This window comes from Kitasatospora sp. NEAU-69 (assembly GCF_057158765.1).
The window spans coordinates 66,545-85,614 of the sequence record NZ_JBWXUE010000006.1 but is presented as its reverse complement, the minus strand read 5'-3'; the positions used below and the strand labels follow the sequence as shown (position 1 = coordinate 85,614).

The window sequence follows — 19,070 nt, the reverse complement described above, 5'->3', positions numbered from 1 at the left end:
CGGTCAGGCGGGGGAGCGGGGGTGACGGACCGTCAGCTGACCCGGCCCTTGGCGTCGAAGCGGCTCATCCGGTTCAGCACCGCGTCCGCGGTGGGCAGCGAGAGCTCATCGACGATCCGGCCGTCGGCGAGGAAGATCACCCGGTCCGCGTACGAGGCGGCGACAGGGTCGTGGGTCACCATCACCACGGTCTGGCCCAGCCGGCGCACCGAGTCGCGCAGGAACTCCAGGATCTCGGCGCCGGAGCGGGAGTCGAGGTTGCCGGTCGGCTCGTCGGCGAAGACGATCTGCGGACGGCCGGCCAGCGCGCGGGCACAGGCGACCCGCTGCTGCTGGCCGCCGGAGAGCTGGCTGGGGCGGTGCGAGAGCCGGCCGGAGAGGCCCACCGTCTGCACCACCCGGTCCAGCCAGGCCTGGTCCACCTTGCGGCCCGCGATGTCCATCGGCAGCGTGATGTTCTCCAGCGCGGTCAGCGTCGGCAGCAGGTTGAACGCCTGGAAGATGAAGCCGAGCTGGTCGCGGCGCAGCCGGGTCAGCTCCCGGTCGGAGAGGCCGACCAGTTCGGTCTCGCCGATCGTGGTCGAGCCGGCGGTCGCGTTGTCCAGGCCGGCCATGCAGTGCATCAGGGTGGACTTGCCGGAGCCGGACGGTCCCATGATCGCGGTGAACTCGCCGGGGCGGAAGCTCACGCTGACGTCGTCCAGGGCGACCACCCGAGTGTCGCCCGTGCCGTAGACCTTGCTCAGCCCGGTGGCGGTGGCGGCGGCGCGGACGGCGGTCAGGGTGGTGCTCATGGTGTGCTCCTGGTGCGGGGGTGGGGGCGGGGTGGGCCAGGAGGTTCGCGGCAGCCTGACCAGTGCTGCCTCCATCCTCCGGGCGCCACCGGCCCGATCCGTCGCCCCGGCGAACGGTTGCCCACACCCCGGGGGGAGGGGCGGCGGGGGCGCGTCTCCTCCTCAGGTATGACACCCGCCCCTGAGCAAGGCCCGCGCGTCCCGCGCGCGTCACACGTGTGTCCCAGTCCTGTACCAGCCGCAGCTACCGGCCGCCGCGCAGGAACTCCCGGTTCAGCATCGCGATCCCGCTCAGCGGGATGCCCTTCGGGCAGGCGGTCGCGCACTCGCCGGTGTTCGTGCAGCCGCCGAAGCCCTCGGCGTCCATCGCCGCGACCATCGAGCGGACCCGGCTGCCGCGCTCGGGCGCGCCCTGCGGTAGCACGTTGAGGTGCACCACCTTGGCCGCCGTGAAGAGCATCGCCGAGCCGTTCGGGCAGGCCGCCACGCAGGCGCCGCAGCCGATGCACTCGGCGTGCTCGAAGGCGAGCTCGGCGGCCTCCTTCGGGACGGGCGTGGCGTGCGCGTCGGGGGCGCTGCCGGTCGGGGCGGTGATGTAGCCGCCGGAGCCGATGATCCGGTCGAACGCCGAGCGGTCCACCACCAGGTCCTTGACCACCGGGAACGCGGCCGATCGCCACGGCTCGACGTCGATGGTGTCGCCGTCGGCGAAGTGGCGCATGTGCAGCTGGCAGGTGGTGGTCCGCTCGGGCCCGTGGGCCTGGCCGTTGATCACCATGCCGCACGCGCCGCAGATGCCCTCGCGGCAGTCGTGGTCGAACGCGACCGGCTGCTCGCCGCGCAGGATCAGCTCCTCGTTGAGCGCGTCCAGCATCTCCAGGAAGGACATCTCCTCGGTGATGCCCGATACTTGATAGGTCGTCAGTTCACCGCGCGCCTCGGGGGCGGCCTGCCGCCAGATCCGCAGGGTCAGGTTCACGTGTAGCTCCGCTGGGTGGGGTGGACGTACTCGAACTCCAACTGCTCCCGGTGCAGCACCGGCGGGCCGTCGTCGCCGAACTCCCAGGCGGCGACGTAACTGAACTCCTCGTCCCGGCGGGCCGCTTCACCGTCCGCGGTCTGGCTCTCGGTGCGGAAGTGGCCGCCGCAGGACTCGGCGCGGTGCAGCGCGTCCAGGCACATCAGCTCGGCCAGCTCGAAGTAGTCGACCAGCCGGTTCGCCTTCTCCAGGGCCTGGTTGAGCTCCTCGCCGGTGCCGGGGACCTTGATCCGGCGCCAGAACTCGGCGCGCAGCTCCGGAATCCGGGCCAGCGCCTTGCGCAGGCCGGCCTCGGTGCGGGCCATCCCGCAGTCGTCCCAGAGCAGTTCGCCCAGCTCGCGGTGGAACGAGTCGGGCGTGCGGTCACCGTTGACGGCCAGGATCCGGTCCAGCCGGTCGGACGCCTCGGCGGTCAGCTCGGCGAGCTGCGGGTGGTCGGCGGGGACCGGGGCGGCCGGGGTGCGGGCCAGGTAGTCGGCGAGCACCGGCGGCAGCACGAAGTAGCCGTCCGCCAGGCCCTGCATCAGCGCGCTCGCGCCGAGCCGGTTGGCGCCGTGGTCGGAGAAGTTGGCCTCGCCGATCGCGAACAGGCCCGGGATCGTGGTCTGCAGGTCGTAGTCGACCCAGAGCCCGCCCATCGTGTAGTGGATCGCCGGGTAGATCCGCATCGGCACCCGGTAGGGATCCTCGGCGGTGATCCGCTCGTACATCTCGAAGAGGTTGCCGTACTTCGCCTCGACGGCCTCCCGGCCCAGCCGGGCGATCGCGTCCGCGAAGTCCAAGTAGACGCCCTGGCCGCCCGGGCCGACGCCGCGGCCCTCGTCGCAGACGTTCTTCGCGGCCCGGGAGGCGATGTCGCGCGGCACCAGGTTGCCGAAGGAGGGGTAGATCCGCTCCAGGTAGTAGTCCCGCTCGGCCTCCGGGATCTCGGTCGGCGGGCGGGTGTCGCCGGCCGTCTTCGGCACCCAGATCCGGCCGTCGTTGCGCAGCGACTCGCTCATCAGCGTGAGCTTCGACTGGTGCTCGCCGGAGCGCGGGATGCAGGTCGGGTGGATCTGGGTGAAGCACGGGTTCGCGAAGTACGCGCCGCGCCGGTGCGCGCGCCAGATCGCGGTCGCGTTGGAGTTCTTCGCGTTGGTGGAGAGGTGGAAGACGTTGCCGTAGCCGCCGGTGGCCAGCACCACGGCATCGGCGAGATGCGTGGTCACCGCGCCGGTCACCAGGTCGCGGGCCACGATGCCGCGGGCCCGGCCGTCGATCACCACCAGGTCGAGCATCTCGGTGCGGGCGTGCAACTCCACCTTCCCGTCGGCGATCTGGCGCGAGAGTGCCTGGTAGGCGCCGAGCAGCAGCTGCTGCCCGGTCTGACCGCGGGCGTAGAACGTCCGGGAGACCTGGACGCCGCCGAACGAACGGGTGTCCAGCAGGCCGCCGTACTCGCGGGCGAACGGCACGCCCTGCGCGACGCACTGGTCGATGATCTCCACCGAGACCTGGGCCAGTCGGTGCACATTGGACTCGCGGGCCCGGAAGTCCCCGCCCTTGACGGTGTCGTAGAAGAGCCGGCGGATCGAGTCGCCGTCGTTGCGGTAGTTCTTGGCCGCGTTGATGCCGCCCTGCGCGGCGATCGAGTGGGCGCGCCTCGGTGAGTCCTGGAAGCAGAACTGCACCACGCGGTAGCCCTGTTCGGCGAGCGTGGCGCCGGCCGCGCCGCCTGCCAGGCCGGTGCCGACCACGATCACCGTGCGCCCGCGCCGGTTGGCCGGGTTGACCAGCTTCGCCTCGAACCGCCGCTGGTCCCACCGGTCTTCGATCGGCCCACCGGGCGCCCTGGTGTCGGCGATCGGATCGCCCTCGGTGTAGTCGAGGTGGTTGGTCATCGGACGGCTCCGCTCATCACGCCGATCGGGACCGCCAGGAAGCCGGCCGTCAGCAGCAGCGCCAGCAGGTCGGCGGTGAGCTTCAGGGTCCTGTCCCGGCGCTGGTTGTTGAGGCCGAGGGTCTGCGCGGCGCTCCAGAAGCCGTGCCGCACGTGCAGCCCGAGCGCGAGCATCGCCACGCAGTAGATGACGTCGCCGTACCAGGTCGAGAAGGTCGCCACCACGTTCTGGTACGGATGCCCCGCCTCGGCCCGCGGGTTCACCGTCAGCGTGGTCAGGTCCAGGATGTGCCAGACGATGAAGAGCCCGAGGATCACGCCGCCCCAGCGCATCGTCCGGGTCGCGTACGTCGCCCGCGCCCTGGTGTGCCGGTAGCCGGTGGGACGGGCCGCCAGGTCGCGGCGGCTCAGCTGGTACGCGGCGGTGCCGTGCAGCACGGCCGCGCCGAGCAGCACCGTCCGGGCGATCCAGAGGAACCACGCGTGCCCGAGGAACGGCTGCCCGATGGTGCGCAGCCACGCCGCGTAGCCGTTGAGCTCGCCCGGGCCGAGGAAGACCTTGAGGTTGCCGAGCATGTGCAGGACCAGGTAGCCGAGCAGCACCAGGCCGCTGACCGCCATGGCCGCCTTCTTGCCCACGGTCGAGCCCCACAGGGTCGCCGCGGTGGACCGGACTCGCCGGCCCGTTCCCGTTGCCAGTGCCATGGCAGCAACGCTAGGGAGCGGCCCCGGCAGACGTCCAAGACATGTTCCGGCTCACGGCGATAGGCAGCGCCTATCGTGCCCGCCTATCATGGCGGCGTGCAGCTTCAGCAGCTCCGCTACTTCACGGCCGTCGCCGAGACCCGGCACTTCACCCGGGCGGCCGAGCGCGAACACGTCGCGCAGCCCTCGCTCTCCCAGCAGATCCGAAGTCTGGAGCGGGAGTTGGGCGCCGAGCTGTTCCACCGCGGCCGTGGCAACATCGCGCTCACCGACGCCGGCGAGGCGCTGCTGCCGCTCGCCCGGCGGATCCTGGCGGACGCCGAGAGCGCTCGCAACGCGGTGCAGGAGACGGTGCAGCTGCGCCGTGGCCGGGTGCGGCTCGGCGCACCGCCGAGTCTGTGCACCAGCCTGGTCCCGGACGTGCTGCGCGCCTACCGCGCCCGGTATCCGGGCGTGCAGCTGCTGGTGCGCGAGGACGGCTCTCGGGACCTGGTCCGCACGCTGGCGGCCGGCGAGCTGGACCTGGCGCTGGTGATCACCCCGCCGCAGGGCGAGCAGCCGCAGCCCGGACTCGCCGTGACCCGGCTGCTGCACGAGGATCTGGTGCTCGTCTCGGCGCAGCGGCCGCGCCGCCGGCGGGCCCGGATCGAGGACCTGCGAGCCCAGCCGCTGGTGATGTTCCGGGAGGGCTACGACCTGCGCGAGGCCACCCTGGCGGCCTGCCGTGCGGCCGGGTTCGAACCCGAACTCGCGGTCGAGGGCGGTGAGATGGACGCGGTGCTGGGGTTCGTGCGGGCCGGGCTCGGGCCGGCCGTGCTGCCGGGCATGGTCGCGGCCCGCAGCGGGCTGGCCGTCACGCCGTTCGTGGACCCGGCCCCGGGCCGCACCATCGCCGTCGCGCACGGCGCCGAGCTGCCGCTGACCCGGGCCGCCACGGCGCTGGGGGGGGGGGGGCTGCTGGACATCCCCCCGAGACCGGAAGCGGAATGGCCGGTCGCCACCCCAACCCCCACCCCCCTCCCCCCCCCCCCCCCCCCCCCCCCCCCCCCCCCCCCCCCCCCCCCCCCCCCCCCCCAGGCCCGGCAGGCGGGCTCACTGCCACCGGGGACGCGGCTGCTGACGGGGAGCTGACCGGCGAGGAGTTGACTTGGGCTGACCACTGGTCGCTGACCACTGACGACTGACAGATAACGTCATCTGTCAGTCGTCAGTGGTCAGCTGCTATCTGTCAGCCGTCGGCTGTCAGTCGTCAGCCGTCAGTCGTCGGCCGTCAGTCGCCGCGCCCGCGGAGACCGGAGCCGATGCGGGCGTGGCCGGTGCCGGCACGGTGGCGGTCGTCGAGCTGCCGAGCGCCTTCAGCCCCGCCAGCAGCGCCTGGCCGTTCGGACTGCCGAGGCCGGTGCAGGCGTCCCACCCCGGTCCGGCCTGGTAGCCGCCGTTGCCGCCCTGGGTGATGTCGCGCAGCACCCCGTTCGCCAGCTTCGTGTACAGCAGCGGGTTCAGGAAGCCGATCGGTGCGCCGAGCCCCTGGTTGACCCGGGCGAGCAGGGCCGACCACTGCGGCGCGGCCGCGCTGGTCCCGCCGATCGGGTACACGTGCCGGCCGTCGACGCTGATGATCACCACGCCGGTCTCCGGGTCGGCGAGCGCCGAGACGTCCGGCACGCCGCGACCGGGGCCCTGCTGCGGGTTGGCCGACGGTGGCACGCCGGCGCCGGCCTGCCACGGCGGCACCGGGAAGATCCGGCTGATCCCGCCGCCGGTGCTGCCCTCCCGGTCGTCCCAGACCGTCTCGCTGACGACGGTCGGACCGTTGGCCACCAGCCGGGTGCCGCCGATGCCCAGCACATGCGGGCTGGACGCGGGGAAGTCGGCGTGCGCGCGGCCGTCGCTGCCCTGGTCGCGCGAGCCGTCGTCACCGGAGGCGCAGCAGATGCTGATGTTGCGCAGCGCGGCCTGGGCGAACGCCTGGTCGACCACGCCGATCGCCGCGCCGGTCCAGGCGGAACCGCGGTCGTCCTCGGGATTTCCGTAGCTGCACGAGAGCACGGTCGGCTTGTTGACCGTGTCGGTGACGACCGCGTTGATCACGTTCAGCCAGCCCTGCTCGGTGAACTCGCTGAAGTACACGACGATCTTCGCCTTCGGCGCGAGCGCGCCGACCACCTGGAGGTCGAGCATGATCTCGCCGGTGCTGTCGGCCGGGTCGGCCTGCGCACCGTCGGAGCCGACGTCATTGCCCGGCCCCTGCACCACCACCTCGATGATCTCCGGCATGGTGCTGTGCAGCACCTGCTCGAAGTAGGTCTTCAGGGCGGTTGCGCTGTAGCCGCCGGAGGGCGTCCCGGGCTGAGTCTGGCCGTTGAAGGCCAGGACGGCGATGGTCTGTCCGCTGCCGTCGGTGCCGGCGGGGTAGGCGTACGGGGCAGCCAGCGCGTTCGGCAGGAAGGTGCCTGCCGGCAGGCCGGCTGCGGCCTCGCTGATCGGCAGGGCCAGGCCCCGCCGGGCGAGCATGTTGCTGCCGAGCGGCCGGTTGTCCAGCCCGGCCACGCCGACGATGACGCCGGCGAGCTCGGTCGGGATGTTCACCGAGCCCTCGCGGCCGCGGTAGGTGCGCCGGCGCAGGTCGCGGTCCTGGTAGCGGTAGCGGCTGAGGGTGACCTGGAACGCCTCCGCCATCGACTGGGCAGTGCCGCTGAGATGCACGCTGCGGGCGGCCTTGTCGACCTTCTCCACCCGGAGGCGGTGTGCGGTGGCGAAGCGCCGGACCGCGGCCAGGTCGGCGTCGGCGGCCTGGAACGCGGCGGTCAGCACCGCGTCGTCCACGGCCTGGCGGCGGGTCGGTGGGACGAGTGCGAGTTCGGTGGGGCTGGGAACGGCCGGCGCGGCCGGGTCCCGGCGCAGATAGACGGTAACGGTGACGGGTTCCTGGGGATTGACCGGGCCGACGACACTCGCACCGCAGCGCGGTACGCGGTCGCTGTCGGGCAGGGCTTGGTAATGGGTGAACGTCATGGTGCCACCGGCTTTCGGGGCTTCTTGCTGACGGGCGGTTCAGGCGGGACATCGGGCTCGTCCGGGCAGGTCGGGCCGCCCGGAGTACCGCGTGAAGAGGCAAGGTGTACGGAATATCCGTACGGCAAAAACGTACACGCCACGCATCTCACGTATGCGTACATTGGAAATGTACTTTGTATACTTAGCTTCTCCCTGGAAAACGAGGGAGTCAAGGGGGTGCGGCGGGCGCGAGGAGGCCTTCATGGGTGCGAGGCGGACAGCAGGGGGAGCGGGCAGCGGCGAGGGGCGCGCACCGGAGCCGGGCGACCCCGGCCCCGATCCCGATCCCGAGACCGAGACCGAGACCGAGACCGACGCCGATCCCGAGACCGATCCCGATCCGGCGGGAGCCGGTCGCGGCCGGCTGAGCCGGCCGATGGTGCTGGCCGCCGCGATCGAGCTGGCCGACCGGCAGGGCATCGGCGCGCTGACCATGCGCCGGCTCGCGACCGTGCTGGGCGTCGAGCCGATGGCGCTGTACCGCTACGCCTCCGGCAAGGAGGCGCTGCTGGACGGCATGATCGAGGTCTTCTACGCCGAGGTGCTGGACCGGCTGGCCGCCGAGCCGCCGTGGCCGGGCTGGCGAGCAGAGCTGCAGCGGATCGCCCGGGTCTTCTGCCAGGTCTCCGACGCCCACCCGGCGGTCTTCCCGCTCGTGGTCACCCGGCCGCTGTCGATGCCGGTCGCCCGCCGTCCGGCGCCGATGCTGCGGCTCAACGAGATGCTGCTCGCGCTGATCGCCCGGGGCGGCTACGACGAGCACACCACGCTGGAGCTCTACCGCGCGCTGGTCGGCTGGGTGCTCGGCTACCTGCTGGTCGACAAGCGCGCGGTGATCGACAATCCGGACGAGCCGGACCCGCTGCTCCGGCTCGGCCTGCACCGGCTGGCCGCCACCGAGTACCCGCGGCTGCGCGCCCTGGTCCCGCTCTTCGCCGAGCACGACGCGCCGGCCGAACTCGCCGCCGGCCTCGACGTGCTGCTGGACCGGCTACCGCGCTGAGCTGCGGGGAATACAACCGGCGGTGACCGACTTGACCCGGCGTCAGGCGAAGTCGATCAGGCGCCAGGGGGATGCAGTGCAGCAGCAGACACACGAGGTGCACGGGACGGTCACCGAGGGGTTCGAGGCGGTGCGGGCAGCCTTCGCCGAGATCGCCGTCGAGCAGGGTCACGACTACGCCGCGCAGCTCACCGCTCATCTGGACGGCCGGCGGGTGGTCGACCTGTGGACCGGCCCCGACTTCGACGCCGACACGCTGACCGCCGTCTTCTCCGCGACGAAGGGCGCCGCGCACCTGGTCGTGGCCCTGCTGGTGCAGGACGGCGTGCTCGACCTGGACGAGCGGGTCAGCCACTACTGGCCGGAGTTCGCCGTCGCCGGCAAGCAGCGGGTCACCCTGCGCGAGCTGCTCGCGCACCGCGCCGGCACGATCGGCGTGGACGGCGGATTCTCGGCGGCCGAGCTGGCCGACGACCGGCTGGTCGCCGAACGGCTGGCCGGGCAGCGCCCGTTCTGGCGGCCGGGTGAGCACTTCGGCTACCACATGCTGGTGATCGGCGCGCTGACCGGCGAGGTGGTCCGCCGGGCGACCGGGCGGACGATCCAGCAGCACTACGAGGAGCGGGTGCGGGTGCCGTACGGCCTGGACCTCTACCTCGGCCTGCCCGAGGAGCTGGAGCCGCGCTTCCAGCCGACCCGGCCGATGCTGACCACCCCCGAGCAGCGGGTCCGGCTCAGTGCGGCCCCGCCCGGCCCGGAGAGCCTGTCCGGCATCGGAATGAACCTCAACCACCCGAAGTGCCCCGAGCTGTACGTGCTGCCCAACCAGCGCGAGGTCCGGGCCAAGGGCTCCGCGTCGACTGGCGGCGTCGGCACGGCGCGCGGCCTGGCGGCGATGTACGCGGCGATGATCAGCGAGGTCGACGGCCGGGCGCCGCTGCTGAAGGCGGACGTGCTGGCCGAGTTCGGTCAGGTGCACTCCAGCGGGCGGGACCTGGTGCTGCGGGTCCAGAACTCCTTCGGGCTCGGCTTCGAACTCGCCTCCGACGCCTACCCCGTGCTCGGGCACGGCTCGATAGGCCACAGCGGAGCGGCGGGGCAGCAGGCCTTCGCCGACCCGCGAGCCGGCCTCGCCTATGCGTACAACCGTCGTCGGATCGCCTACCCCGGCGGGGCCGCGCCGGAGAACGAACGCCTGGTCAAGGCGGTGCACAAGGCTGCGGAGGCGGCCCGCTGACGCTCCGTGCGGGGATCGGGCGACGAGGTCGGTGACGGGGTGGGCGATGGGGTCGGCGACGGGGTGGGTGCCCGGCGGCCGACCGGCCGGGTGCCCGGCAGGTGGCCGGCAGGTGACGGGCTGTGTGCCGGTCAGGTGACGGAGAGTGCGCTGGTCGGGCGGTGTGCGGGCGGCGCGGGGGCCGCTGGACGGTCGGTGCGTGCAAGGCTCGAACGCCCACCCGTATCCTGGCGCAGTCCTCCTCAGCCCGCCCCGCCATGAACCGGACTCCCCATGACAGTGCTCCCCGTGCAGAACGCCGATGTACCGCCCCAGGACCGAGCGTCCGTGCCAGGGGCCCCGCCCGTGCCGGACCTCCGTGACGACCTGCTCAGGTACGCCGAGCTGGGCGGTTTCACCCTCGCCGCCGAAACCCACGCCTGGTACGCCGCGATCGACACCGTGACCGGGCCCGAGGAGGCCCGGTCGGCCTCCACCGTGCTCGCCGAGATCCGCGGCGGCAACCTCGACACCCTGCGCGAGGCCGCCGCCCGCCTGGCCGGCGAGGCGATCCTGCGCGAGCCCGCCAACGTCGGCGAGGTTGTCGTGCTGACCGCGCTGCTCGGCCGGGTCCGGGAGACCGCGCTGACGCTGCGCACGGGCGCGTACGAGGCGGACCTGGACGCGCTCGCCGCCGCCACCGCGAACGGCGCCTGGCGCAAGGAGCGCGGCCTGAAGATCTCCTGGGGCCGCCGCCGCAGCCTGCGCGCCGAGGCCCGCCGCCTTGCCGTCGCCGACCGCCCGCGCCGCGACGCGCTGCACGTCGCGCTGGTCGCCGCCGCCGAGGAGCGCCTCGAATGGCAGGCGCTCGCCGCCACCCCGGGTACCGGCAGCGCCCGTCCGGTGGACGGCGGCCTGCTGGAGGCCACCGCCACGGCGGCCGAGGCGCTGGTGGGCGGCCTGCGCGAGCTGGGCCGGCTGCTGGCGGACCGTGACCTCACGGTGCTTCCGTTCGACGAGCTGGCCGAGCTGATCGACCGCCTCGCCGCCGACGAGGGCACCCTCTACCGCCTGCCCGAGCTGCGCACCCTGCGCGCGGACCTGGAGGCCGGCGGCCTGACCGAGCTGCTCGCGGAGCTGGGCGCGGCCCACGCGGACCGCGCGGCGGTGCTGGTCGCGTACGCGTGGCTGGCGGGGGAGGACGACGCGGCGGAGGCTGAGACGGGGGCCGAGGCGGAGGCAGAGACGGCTGAGGCGGACGGCACGGAGGTCGTGGCCGAGGCTGAGACCGACGTCGCGGTCGAGGTCGCGGTCGAGGTTGAAGCCGAGGTCGTGGCTGAGGTCGAGGTCGAGCACGTCTCCATCCCGGCGCAGGCGGTGGAGTCGGCGCTGGAGACGACTTCCGCCGTGCTGGAGGAGCCGGCCGTCGAGGTCGAGCCGACCGTGGACAGCGAGCCGGTCGTCGCCGAGGTCGCCGAGATCGCCGTCGAGGCCGAGCCGGTGGCAGTGGCGCCTGTCGTCGAGGCCGAGCCCGCTGCGACTGCTGTGGAGGAGCCCGTCCTCGAAGCGACGGAGCTCGCCGCACCCGAGGTCGAGGTCGAGGTCGTCGAGGTCGAGCCCGAGGCTGAGGTCGAGGCGGAGCCGACTGCTGAGGTCGAGCCCACCATGGAGTCCGCCCCCGAGCCCGCCGCGATCGTCGAGGCGGAGCCGGTGGTCGCTCCCGAGGCGACTGCCGAGGTCGAGGCTGAGATCGTGGCCGAGGTCGAACCGGTCGTTGAGGCTGAGGTTGTGGCCGAGGTTGAGCCCGAGGTCGTGGTCGAGCCCGAGGCTGAGGTCGTGGCTGAGGTTGAGCCCGAGGTTGTGGTCGTGGCCGAGCCCGAGCCGGCCGTCGAGGTCGTGGCTGAGGTTGAGCCCGAGGTTGTGGTCGAGCCCGAGGCTGAGGTCGTGGCCGAGGTCGAACCGGCCGTCGAGGTCGAGCCCGAGCCCGAGCCCGAGGCCGATCCGGCCGTCCGGCGGCCGCGTCGGCCGCGTCGGCCCGAGCTGACGCCGGGCCGGCCGATCACCGCGTACTCGGCCGAGGAGCTGCACGCGCTGGTGCTCTGGATCGACAGCGACTACGTCACCCGCACCGACGACGAGCTGCTGCGTGCCGCCATGAAGGAGCTCGGCTTCGCCCGCCTCGGCCCCCGCATCAAGGAGGCCCTGGGCGCGGCGGTGAGCGCCGCACGCCCCACCACCGCCGACTGAGCCCCCCGCTCACCCCGGGCACCCGCAACAACGCCGAAGCCCCGCCGACCGCTCCCGAGCAGTCGGCGGGGCTTCGGCGTTCCCGCCACCGGCCCTCAGCAGCTCCGCAGTTCGGGAACCTGGTTGAGCAGCTGCGCCCGCAGCGAGGTGAACGTCCGGTACTCCGCGCTCTGTTCGCCGCCGAGCGGGAACACCGCCACCCGGTGGCAGTTCATGAACGCCAGCTTGACCCCGAAGTGCTGCTCCAGGCTGCCCCGGATCGCGTCGCTGGCCAGCGCGCGGAGCAGCTGGCCGCGCTCCGCGTCGGACGGCGGCGGGACGTCATTGTCGGCGAACGGCCCGCCGCTGGTGGAGAGTTCGGAGGTCAGCGAATCGATCAGCTGGTAGGCGTACGGCAGCGAGGTGCGCACGGTGTCGACGAAGTCGGCCGGCTCGACCTCGCCCTGCTCGGCCTGGGCGAGCAGCGCGGGGGGAACGTCGAGGGACATGGGTGCTCCAGGGGCTCTGGGTCTGGGGGAGAGGGAGAAGGACGCGATGGAAATGAAAGCCATTTCCATGTAGAGATCGTGGATCATCCGGTGACGCACTGTCAAGTGACGTCACCCGGGCACGGAAAAGCGGCCGCCCCGGTTCCCTGACGACAGATCAGAGAACCGGGGCGGCCGCCCGAGGTCCGACTCCCGGGGCCGAAGCCCGAGGCGCTTACTGCAGCGGCACGTTCGCCAGCTGCCCGGGCGGCGTCCCCTGCAGGGCGCCCTCCATCGTGTCGCGCCAGATCGGGCCGGCCAGCGTGCCGCCGAAGGCCTGGTCGACGTACTTGCCGCCGATCCGCTGACCGTCCAGCGAGGTCGGGTTGTCGGTGTCGGTGACCACCGTGGCGCCCGCCAGCTCCGGCGTGTAGCCGACGAACCAGACCTGCTTGCCGTCGTTGGTGGTACCGGTCTTGCCGGCGCTGTCCCGGTCGCTCAGGCCGGCCGGGCTGCCGGTGCCGTCCTGCACCACGCCTTCGAGCATTGTGGTGATCTGGTCCGCGGTGGTGGTGGACATCGCCTGGGTGCACTGCCCGGCCGAGACGTTCAGCGTCTTGCCGTCCGCGTTGGTCACCGAGCTGATCGAGGTCGGCGTGCAGTAGGTGCCGTGCGCGGCGAAGGTCGCGTAGACGTTCGCCATCTCCAGCGGGGTCAGGTCGTTGCTGCCCAGCGCCATCGACGGCACGACCTGGAGCTTCTCGTTGCCGGCCTGCTGGGTGATGCCGAGCTTGTTGGTCATCTGCGCGACGTTGCACAGCCCGGTGTCCGCCTCCAGCGAGGCGAAGTACGTGTTCACCGACTGCGCCATGGCCGGCGCCATGGTGAACGGGCCGACCAGCGAGGTGCTGTCGTTGTGCACCGTGCCGTTGGCCGGGTAGCGGCCGCCGCTGCAGTCCTTCATGGCGGGCCAGGTCATGCTGTACGGCGAGGGGTACGACTGCGAGGGCGTGATGCCGTTCTCCAGCGCCGCGGCGGCGACGATCGGCTTGAAGGTCGAGCCGGTCGGGAACCCGATCCCGCCGCCCATCGACTTGCCGACGTTGTAGTTGATCTGGGTCTGGTTGGCGTTCACGCCGTACGGGCGGCTCTGACCCATCGCGAGGATCTTGCCGGTGCCGGGCTGGACGACCGTCATCGCGGTGGCCGCCTTGTCGCCGGCGTACACGTGACTGGTCACCGAGGCCTGCAGTGCGGCCTGCGCCTTCGGGTCCAGGGTGGTGTGGATCTGCAGGCCGCCGCGCTTCCACAGCGCCGACCGCTCGGCCGAACTCGCGCCGAACGTCGGGTCGTTGAGCACCTCCTGCTTCACGTAGTCGCAGAAGAAGCCCTCGCCCTGCTGCGCCGTGATGCAGCCCTGCTGCGGCATGCTGACGTTGAGCGTGATCGGGGTGGCGATCGCCTGGTTCGCCTGGTCCTGGGAGATGGTGCCGTACTGCGCCATCTTCTTCAGGACGGTGTCCCGGCGCTCCTTGGCGGCCTTCGGGTTCGCGATCGGGTCGTAGCCGGTCGGCGACTGCATCATGCCGGCCAGCAGCGCGGCCTGCGGCAGCGTGAGGTCCTTGGCGTGGACGCTGAAGTACCGCTGGGCGGCCGCCTCGACACCGTAGGCCTGCTCGCCGAAGAAGGTGATGTTCAGGTAGTTGGTGAGGATCTGGTCCTTGGTCAAGGTCTCCTCGACCTTGATCGCGTACTTCATCTCCTTGAGCTTGCGGCCCACGGTCTGCGCCTGCGCCGCCTGCACGGCCGCCGGGTCGTCGCCCGCCTCGTCGACGAAGACGTTCTTCACGTACTGCTGGGTGAGCGTGGAGGCACCCTGGGTGCCGCCGCCGCCGGCGTTGTTGCCGATCGCGCGCGCGATGCCCTTGAGGTCGATCGCGCCGTGCTCGTAGAACCGGTTGTCCTCGATGTCCACCAGGGCGGACTTCATCAGCGGTGATATCTGGTCGCTGGGGACCACCGTGCGGTCACGGTCGTAGACGGTGGCGATCACGCCGCCGTTCGCGTCGTAGATCGTGGAGGCCTGGGACAGCGGGGGCGCGGTGAAGTCGTCCGGCAGGCTGTTGAAGTCCTCCACCGCGCCTTTGGCGCCGAGGCCGATCCCGCCGACCGCGGGCAGCGCGATGCCCGCGGAGAGGACGCCGGCCGCCGCGCTGACGCCGATGAACTTGGCGGCGAGCTTGCTTCTGTGGACGAACGAGCCAGGGTGCGACGAAGACATGCAGAAGACTCTAAGCACACAAGATGAGTAAAACGGACGAAATGCTGCGCGTTCTCTGTCACAAGCCTGCGACAATGTCCGTCTACGGATCATCGGGATCGAACCGAGCCAGGGGTGCTGCCGATGTCACCCACCCCGGAGCTGCCGGGCCCGCTGGCCGCGCTCGCGCCGTTCCTGGAGCACTACGGCTATCTCGCGGTGGGCCTGCTCGTCCTGCTGGACAACGCCGCGCTGCCGGTGCCCGGGCAGACCGTGCTGATCCTGGCGGCCGTATACGCCGGCGCCGGGCGGCTGGACCTCGCGCTGGTGGTGCTCGTCGCCGTCGTCGCGGCCTTCGCCGGCGGCTGCCTGGGCTATCTGCTCGGCCGCTCCGGCGGCCGGGCCGTGGTGCAGCGCTTCGGCCGCTACGTCGGCCTGACCGAGCCCCGCATGCACCGCGGCGAGGAGTTCTTCCGCCGCAACGGCGGCAAGGTGGTCGTGGTCGCCCGGTTCATCGACGGGCTGCGCCAGACCTTCGGCATCATCGCGGGCACCACCGAGATGCCCTGGCGCAGGTTCCTGCTCTTCAACGCGATCGGCGCGGTGATCTGGACGGGCGTCTGGAGCGCGGTGGGCTATCTGGCCGGCAGCGACATCGATCAGGTCTACCGGGCGGCGCTGCGCTACCAGCTCTACCTGCTCGGCGCGGTCGGCGTGCTGCTGCTCGTGCTCATCGGCCGCCACCTGCTGCGCCGGCGCCGCCGCCGACGGGCCGGCTGACGCACAGCGGCGCCGGTCCCGAGCTCGTGGAGCGTCTCGCTCTCGCGAATCGTCTCGGGTACCGGCACCGGCGGCGTTTCGGGCGCGCGGGCGGATCAGGGGAGCACGCGCTCCACGGCCTTGGCACCGTCCCGCTTCAGCGCGGCGCGGGCCTTCTCCAGCAGTGCCGGCGTGGGGTCCTGGCCGGAGGCCATCACCAGGTCGATCGGGTCGACCGGGTGCTCGGCCCCGGTGTGCAGCAGGTGGTCGGGAGTCGGGGACTCGTCGATGGGCTCGGACATGGGATGCCTCCGTGACTCGGGGCGCGGTCGGCCGGTTGGCCCTGCTCTCACGAGTGTGGAGCCGAAGCACCCGCCCCCGCACCTCAGGACCCGGCCACACCGGCCAACTCGCCGCCCGGTTCTGGCCGCTTCACCCGCCCGGCCCGCCTGGGGCGTACGGGAGCGACGGGCTCCAGGTTCGCCGGATTGGCCGCCTCGGGGGCGCCCCGGTGCCGGGAGCGTGCTTAGTCTGCGGTCATGACCAGCCACGAAGTGACGTCCCGGGTCGGGGCACGTTCCCGGGAGCAGGTTGAAGAAGCGCTCGCGCGCCTCGAATACATCGGCGACACCCCTTTCGACGAGCACGCACACGCGCACCACGGGTCGCTGGACGGCTACCGCTGGGCACTCGGGTGCAGTCAGCTCGCGCCGGTGACCCAGAGCAGGTCCAGCGGCCCCGAGGGCCCCTGCCCCGCGCAGCTCGGCGCCGAGCAGCAGGCCGCCCAGGTCCGCCAGCTGGACCTGCGCCAGGAGACCGAGGCCCGTGACTACGCCCGCGGCGTGCACGACGCGCTCGCCTGGGTCTCCGGGCGCAGCGACGTCCAGCCGTAGCCCCTGCGCACCGGACGGCCCGGTGGCGGTCAGCGCTTCGTGAGGTGGCGCTGCAGGAACTCCAGCTGGAGCTCCAGCAGCCGGGCGAACACCTCGCCGGCCGGCGCGGAGTGCGTGACCCCGCTCAGCGGCAGCACCTCGTGCGGCCGGCCGGCGGCCAGCAGCGCGGCGGAGAACCGCAGGGTGCTGGCGGCGAAGACGTTGTCGTCCGCCAGGCCGTGGATCAGCTGGAGCGGGCGGGTCAGCTTCGGCGCCTCGCGCAGCAGCGAGCATTGCTCGTAGTGCTCCGGGTGGCTGTCCGGGTGGCCGAGGTAGCGCTCCTTCCAGCCGGTGTCGTAGAGCATCTGGTCGGTGACCGGCGCGCCGGCCACGGCGGCGTGGAAGACGTCGGGCCGGCGCATCACCGCGGTGGCGGCGAGCCCGCCGCTGAACGACCAGCCGCGGATGCCGACCCGGCCGAGGTCCAGTTCGGGGCGCTCGGCGGCGAGGCCGTGCAGGGCGGCGATCTGGTCGGCCAGCGCCGCGCTGATCGGGTCGCCGTAGATCTCCTTCTCCCAGCGCGGGCCGCGCCCGGGGGTGCCGGCGCCGTCGATCACCAGCACGGCGAAGCCCTGCTCGGCGAACCACTGCGAGGTGAACGCGGGCGCGCTCTGCTCGGCGGTCGCCTTCCGCACGCCGGGACCGGCGTACGAGTCGATCAGCACCGGCAGCGGCTCGTCACCGGCCCGGTGCCAGGACGGCAGGAAGAGCAGCGTGCTCAGCCGGCGCGGCCCGACGGCGGTCAGCATGGCCCGCAGCTCCAGCACCGGCTGTTCGGCGTGCGAGGCGATCGGCACCGCCGGGGCCGACGGCTCGTCCAGCCGCCGGACGGCGGTGCGAAAGCCCGGCCGGTCCAGCGTGCGGGCCTGGTGCACCAGCGTGCCCGCGCGCAGCACGCCGGTGTGCACGCCCTGCTCCTCGCTGAGCCGGCGCGGGCCCTGGTCGGCGCGGTACGTCCACAGGTGGACCTCGGTGGGCTCCTCGGAGGCGGTGAAGAACACGGTGTCGCCGTCCACCCCGAGCACCGCGTTCAGCTGGAGGCCGGGCGGGGTGACCGGGACGCCACCGACCGCCAGGTGCCGGGTCTCGTCCTGCTCGGTGCAGCCGACCAGCACGCCGGCGGCGGTGCGGGCGGGCAGTCCGGTGACCAGCTGCACCCAGTGCTGCTCCTGCCGCTCGTGCAGCGTGCGGGTGGCGCCGTCCTGCGGGTCGATGGCCAGCACCCGCATCGTCTGCTGGTCGCGGGTGAGCACGGCGGCGAACGGGCCGTGCGCGTCCCAGCCGGCGGCGGTGAGGTACTCGAAGCCGGCCCGGTCCCAGCGGACCTCGGTGCGCCGGCCGGCCAGGTCGGCGATCCAGAGCGAGACGTCGGCGTTGGTGGTGCCGGCGCTCGGGTAGCGCATGGTGCGCGGTGGGGTGGCCGGGTCGGCCGGGTCGGCGATGTGCCAGAGCGCGACCGCGCGGTTGTCCACCCGGGTGACCAGCAGCCGCTCGCCGTCCGGCGCCCACCAGTGGGCGCGGTGCCGGTACATCGACTCGCTCGCCACGTGTTCGGGCAGCCCGAAGAAGACGTCCGGGCCCTCGTCCGGCTCCGGTGCGGCGACGGCGCGGTCCCCGGTGCCGTCGGCGGCGATCACCCGCAGCGCACCGTCGCAGACGTAGGCGATGTGCCGGCCGGTCGGGTCCGGGCGCGGGTCGACCACGGGCGTGCGGGCGGGCAGCCGGCGGGCGGCGCCGGTGGCGGTGTCACAGGTCCAGAGCTGGCCGGAGAGCGCGAAGACGGCGAGCCGCAGCGCGCTGTCGGTCGCGTAGTCGGTGATCCCGCCGCCCTGCTGGCGGCTGCGTTCGCGCCGGGTCCGCTCGGCTGCGGAGAGCTGCTCCGTGGCGCCGCCGAGCAGCTCGGCGGAGTCGACCAGCAGTCGCTCGCGGCCGGTCGCCGCATCGAGCGCCCAGAGGCAGCCGAACGGGTCGTCGCCGGCCCGGCTGCGCAGGAAGAGCACGGTGTCGCCGTCGGGTGAGACGGTGAACCCACCGGGCACGCCCAGGGTGAAGCGGCGGGTCCGGCTGATCTGCTGGGGGAGTGTGATCGTCGGCATGCTGACACTCTGTCACTCGTTCGGCCGCGTTCCAACGGCGGGTCCGCGAACTCCCTGCGTGCGGCGGGTCGGTGTGTGCGGTGGGCGAGTGCGGCGGCTCGGTGTGGCAGTACGGCCGAAAGTGGTGGTACCGGCGAGGCCGATCCGTGCAGCCGGGGTGCGCGCGGGGTCCGGCGGGGCCACCCTGGGCACATGGACGGAGTCGACCGGGCACACAGGGTGACCGGAGCTCGAATCCGCCCAGAACCCTGGAGATCTCACCCTGGAGCTGACCCGATGACCTCGGACCTGACAACCCACCAGCTCACCTCGGCCCGGCCGCCGATCCCGATCGACTACCACCCGATCGAGGGCCCGGCCCAGCAACTGCTGGTGAGTGGTGAGCAGTTGCACGCCGATGCCTGCCTCTACTGTGGCACCGCGCAGCAGCAACTGCACACCGCCGGGCACGCCTACACGCACAGTGGCGGGCTGGCCTGGGTGGTGGTGGCCTGCGCCGCCCACCTGGCACTCGGGCGCGCGGAGGTGCAGGCCGCCCAGGCCGCGCAGGCCGGGCACTGACGCCGCTGCGGGGTTTCCCCCGTGTTGTGGGGGTGGGCTCCAGAGACAACACCTT

General features: G+C 72.7%; 16 protein-coding genes. 7 read left to right on the top strand and 9 right to left on the bottom strand.

Annotated elements, in window-relative coordinates; genetic code table 11:
• Positions 1-32: 32 nt before the first annotated feature.
• The 4 genes from AC060L_RS09180 to AC060L_RS09165 form a co-directional block, all read right to left on the bottom strand.
• Positions 33-794 (bottom strand): ABC transporter ATP-binding protein, encoded by a 762-nt coding sequence (locus AC060L_RS09180; protein WP_483798097.1) that lies wholly within the window; start codon positions 792-794, stop codon positions 33-35.
• 244 nt (positions 795-1,038) lie between these two features.
• Positions 1,039-1,773, bottom strand: a complete 735-nt coding sequence (locus tag AC060L_RS09175; protein ID WP_483798096.1) for a succinate dehydrogenase/fumarate reductase iron-sulfur subunit — start codon at positions 1,771-1,773, stop codon at positions 1,039-1,041.
• Positions 1,770-3,713, bottom strand: coding sequence for a fumarate reductase/succinate dehydrogenase flavoprotein subunit (locus AC060L_RS09170; RefSeq protein ID WP_483798095.1), 1,944 nt, complete (start codon positions 3,711-3,713; stop codon positions 1,770-1,772). Before AC060L_RS09170 ends, AC060L_RS09175 begins: the two co-directional genes overlap by 4 nt.
• Entirely contained in the window at positions 3,710-4,417 is a 708-nt protein-coding gene (locus AC060L_RS09165) for a succinate dehydrogenase cytochrome b subunit (RefSeq protein ID WP_483798094.1), read from the bottom strand. Before AC060L_RS09165 ends, AC060L_RS09170 begins: the two co-directional genes overlap by 4 nt.
• Positions 4,418-4,513: 96 nt before the next feature.
• Here AC060L_RS09165 and AC060L_RS09160 point away from each other — a divergent pair, with 96 nt between their 5' ends.
• Positions 4,514-5,548, top strand: a complete 1,035-nt coding sequence (locus AC060L_RS09160; protein ID WP_483798093.1) for a LysR family transcriptional regulator — start codon at positions 4,514-4,516, stop codon at positions 5,546-5,548.
• Positions 5,549-5,659: 111 nt separating this feature from the next.
• Here AC060L_RS09160 and AC060L_RS09155 read toward each other — a convergent pair whose 3' ends face one another.
• Positions 5,660-7,432 (bottom strand): S53 family peptidase, encoded by a 1,773-nt coding sequence (locus AC060L_RS09155; protein WP_483798092.1) that lies wholly within the window; start codon positions 7,430-7,432, stop codon positions 5,660-5,662.
• A gap of 244 nt (positions 7,433-7,676) precedes the next feature.
• Here AC060L_RS09155 and AC060L_RS09150 point away from each other — a divergent pair, with 244 nt between their 5' ends.
• The 3 genes from AC060L_RS09150 (at position 7,677) to AC060L_RS09140 (ending at position 11,940) form a co-directional block, all read left to right on the top strand.
• Positions 7,677-8,477, top strand: coding sequence for a TetR/AcrR family transcriptional regulator (locus AC060L_RS09150; RefSeq protein WP_483798091.1), 801 nt, complete (start codon positions 7,677-7,679; stop codon positions 8,475-8,477).
• Between the two features lie 76 nt (positions 8,478-8,553).
• Positions 8,554-9,714, top strand: coding sequence for a serine hydrolase domain-containing protein (locus tag AC060L_RS09145; RefSeq protein ID WP_483798090.1), 1,161 nt, complete (start codon positions 8,554-8,556; stop codon positions 9,712-9,714).
• Between the two features lie 345 nt (positions 9,715-10,059).
• Positions 10,060-11,940, top strand: coding sequence for a hypothetical protein (locus AC060L_RS09140; RefSeq protein ID WP_483798089.1), 1,881 nt, complete (start codon positions 10,060-10,062; stop codon positions 11,938-11,940).
• A 95-nt stretch (positions 11,941-12,035) separates the two neighbouring features.
• On the opposite strand, the gene AC060L_RS09135 is transcribed toward AC060L_RS09140, so the two are convergent.
• Both AC060L_RS09135 and AC060L_RS09130 read right to left on the bottom strand, forming a co-directional pair.
• The gene (locus AC060L_RS09135; protein ID WP_483798088.1) at positions 12,036-12,428 is read right to left on the bottom strand and encodes an SCO5389 family protein; all 393 of its coding nucleotides are present in this window, start codon (positions 12,426-12,428) and stop codon (positions 12,036-12,038) included.
• A gap of 214 nt (positions 12,429-12,642) precedes the next feature.
• On the bottom strand, positions 12,643-14,688 hold the full coding sequence (locus tag AC060L_RS09130) for a transglycosylase domain-containing protein (protein WP_483798087.1): 2,046 nt from the start codon (positions 14,686-14,688) through the stop codon (positions 12,643-12,645).
• Between the two features lie 123 nt (positions 14,689-14,811).
• Between AC060L_RS09130 and AC060L_RS09125 the strand changes: the two genes are divergently transcribed.
• Positions 14,812-15,447 (top strand): DedA family protein, encoded by a 636-nt coding sequence (locus AC060L_RS09125; protein ID WP_483798086.1) that lies wholly within the window; start codon positions 14,812-14,814, stop codon positions 15,445-15,447.
• 95 nt (positions 15,448-15,542) lie between these two features.
• On the opposite strand, the gene AC060L_RS09120 is transcribed toward AC060L_RS09125, so the two are convergent.
• Entirely contained in the window at positions 15,543-15,728 is a 186-nt protein-coding gene (locus AC060L_RS09120) for a hypothetical protein (RefSeq protein ID WP_483798085.1), read from the bottom strand.
• Between the two features lie 237 nt (positions 15,729-15,965).
• Between AC060L_RS09120 and AC060L_RS09115 the strand changes: the two genes are divergently transcribed.
• Positions 15,966-16,319, top strand: a complete 354-nt coding sequence (locus AC060L_RS09115; RefSeq protein WP_483798084.1) for a hypothetical protein — start codon at positions 15,966-15,968, stop codon at positions 16,317-16,319.
• A 29-nt stretch (positions 16,320-16,348) separates the two neighbouring features.
• On the opposite strand, the gene AC060L_RS09110 is transcribed toward AC060L_RS09115, so the two are convergent.
• Positions 16,349-18,454: a S9 family peptidase gene (locus tag AC060L_RS09110; protein WP_483798083.1), complete on the bottom strand. Its 2,106-nt coding sequence runs from the start codon at positions 18,452-18,454 to the stop codon at positions 16,349-16,351.
• Positions 18,455-18,730: 276 nt separating this feature from the next.
• Here AC060L_RS09110 and AC060L_RS09105 point away from each other — a divergent pair, with 276 nt between their 5' ends.
• Positions 18,731-19,015 (top strand): hypothetical protein, encoded by a 285-nt coding sequence (locus AC060L_RS09105; protein ID WP_483798082.1) that lies wholly within the window; start codon positions 18,731-18,733, stop codon positions 19,013-19,015.
• Positions 19,016-19,070: the final 55 nt, after the last annotated feature.